The organism is Streptomyces spiramenti, from assembly GCF_012034385.1.
Lineage (GTDB): Bacteria > Actinomycetota > Actinomycetes > Streptomycetales > Streptomycetaceae > Streptomyces > Streptomyces spiramenti.
This window is the reverse complement of sequence record NZ_JAAVJB010000394.1, coordinates 1-2,572: the sequence shown is the minus strand read 5'-3', so window position 1 is coordinate 2,572 and position 2,572 is coordinate 1. Positions and strand designations below refer to the sequence as shown.

The 2,572-nt window shown below is 76.0% G+C and carries 2 protein-coding genes; one reads left to right on the top strand and one right to left on the bottom strand.

Going from position 1 to position 2,572, the window contains the following annotated elements; genetic code table 11:
* Positions 1 to 897: FAD-binding oxidoreductase (locus HCJ92_RS23575; RefSeq protein ID WP_167935636.1), on the bottom strand; the 897-nt coding region annotated here is incomplete at its 3' end.
* A gap of 401 nt (positions 898 to 1,298) precedes the next feature.
* Here HCJ92_RS23575 and HCJ92_RS23570 point away from each other — a divergent pair.
* The coding region (locus HCJ92_RS23570; protein WP_167935635.1) for an ATP-binding protein at positions 1,299 to 2,572 on the top strand (1,274 nt) is incomplete at its 3' end.

Sequence of the window (2,572 nt, the reverse complement as noted above, 5' to 3'; positions counted from 1 at the left end):
GTCGCCGACGAGGTCGGCGGCCATGCCCTCGACGGTGAGGGGGTGGAGGGGCAGCAGCCCGGGGGCGGCCTCGGCGGCGGCGGACTCGTCGGGGTAGCCGAGGACGGCGAGGGCGCGGGCGGGCGGTGCGGGGACCAGGCGGACGGTGGCCTCGGTGAGGAGGCCGAGGGTGCCCTCGCTGCCGGTGTGGGCGCGGGCCCAGTTCCTGCCGTGCTCGGGGAGGAGCTGGTCGAGGGCGTAGCCGGAGATGCGACGCGGCAGCTCGGGCATGCCGGTGCGCAGCAGCGCGAGGTGGTCGGCGACGAGTCGCTCTCCCGCCGCGCGGAGGGTGGTGGGGACGTCGGCGCCGCCGGGGGCGAGGTGGGCGCGCTCGCCGCGGTAGGTGAGGACGGTGAGGTCTTCGACGTTGTCGGCCGTGGTGCCCCAGGCGACGGAGTGCGAACCGCAGGAGTTGTTGGCGATCATCCCGCCGAGGGTGCAGCGGCTGTGGGTGGAGGGGTCGGGGCCGAAGGTGAGGCCGTGCGGGGCCGCGGCGTCCCGGAGCCGGTCGCAGATGACGCCGGGTTGGACGCGGGCGGTGCCGCGTTCGGGGTCGAGGTCGAGGACGCGGTTCATGTGCCGGGTGAAGTCCAGGACGACGCCGGTGCCGGTCGCCTGCCCGGCGATGCTGGTGCCGCCGCCGCGGGCGGTGACGGCGACGCCCCGGTCGCGGCAGACGGCGAGGGCCGCGGCGACGTCCTCGGCGTCGCGCGGGGCGACGACGCCGTCGGGGACCCTCCGGTAGTTGGAGGCGTCCATCGTGTTGAGGGCGCGGTCGGTGGTGGAGAACGCGACGTCGCCGCGGACCGCCGCGCGCAGGGCGGTCGCCAGTTCCGTGGTCTCGGTGTCACTCGCCATGTCACCAGCGTGCCCTCTGGCGGCCGGCTGTGCCCGTGTCGTCGGGTCGGGGGTGTCGTGCGCGGGTGGGCCGGACGGGTGAGCGTCCGCGGCCGGCCGACGGGGCGGGGAGGGCGTACCGGTGGCGGGAAAGGATCGGTGTCGGAGGACCGGGCGGGAGGGCCGGGCCGGCCGGGGTGGCCGCCGGGGAGGTCCCAGCGCCCCCAAAAGATCCCTCTCGTCACACGCGTGACGGAACGTCAGCTCTTGCTGATCGGCAGCGATCGATTCCTTCACAGGAACTCTACGCATTCAGACGATAACTCTCCTATAGTTGCAGCGAATTGCACGTGCGCGCAGAGTGACGGACTCGTTCCCCATACATCTGTCTCGCCAGGACCGGCCGCCCGAGGACCTCATTGATGACAGCGCAACCCGCCGCGCCCCACCGCCGGGCGGAGCGTCCCCCACTGCGTGACCCGTTCCTGGCGCTCCTGGTGGTGGCTCTCGTCATCGCCCTGCTGGAGACGGTGGCCCCCGGGGACCCGACCTGGTTCACCCGCACGCTGCTCGGGGCCGGCGGTGCCGCCGTCGTCGCCGCCGCGTACTTCCGCGCCGTCGCGGGCCGCCGGCGCGCCGCCGTCGAGGAGGCCCGGGCCGAACTCGCACGCCACCGGGAGGCCGACGCGGCACTCGCCGAGCAGGTCGTGCCCGCGCTGCTGGACCGGCTGCGGGCGGGCGACTCCGCGGACACGGCGCTCGCCGCCTGCCCCGCCCCGGAGGACGAGTCCCACCGGTCCGTCCTCCGGCAGGTGGCGGAGGAGGTCGGCCGCGCCGAGGCCGCACGCGCGGCGACCACCGCCGCCGGCGCCAACGCCGCCGGCCGCATGCAGGCGCTGGCCACCAGCATGCTCGCCGACCTCCGCGAGATGGAGCACCGGCACGGCGGGGAGGACGTCCTGGCGGACCTCCTCCACCTCGACCACCGCACCGCGCAGGCCGGCCGGATCGCCGACTCCATCGCCGTCCTCACCGGCGCCCGCTCCGGGCGCCGCTGGGCCAAGCCCATCGTCATGGAGTCGATCCTGCGCGGCGCCATGGGGCGCATCGCCGGTTACCAGCGCGTCCGGCTCCACTCCACCAGCACGGCGGCGATCGCCGGCCACGCCGCCGAGGGCGTCATGCACGCGCTGGCCGAGCTGATGGACAACGCGACCAGCTTCTCGCCGCCCACCGCCGAGGTCCACGTCTACGTCGAGGAGGTGCCCTCCGGCATCGTCGTCACCGTGGAGGACAGCGGCCTCGTCATGGGCGAGGTGGCGCTGCGCCGCGCGGAGCAGGCGGTCACCGCGCCCACCCTGGACATCTCCGCCCTCTCCGGCACCCGGCTCGGGCTGGCCGTCGTCGGCTGTCTGGCGCGCAAGCACGGGCTGGCCGTGTCGTTCCGGCCCTCCGCCCGCGGCGGCACCGGGGTGCTCATCCGCATCCCGCAGGCCGTCGTCAGCCACCCCCAGCGCGACGAGGCGCCGGAGCAGCCCTCGGCACCGGCGACACCCTCCCAGGACCTCCTCGCGGGGCTGCCGTCCCGGCGCGCCTCGCGCCGCACCTCGGCCGGCTCGCACCCCGCGCCGCTGGAGGTCCCGCCGGGCCCCACCGCCCCCGCTCCGGCGACCGCCCCCGCCGCGAACGGCAGCAG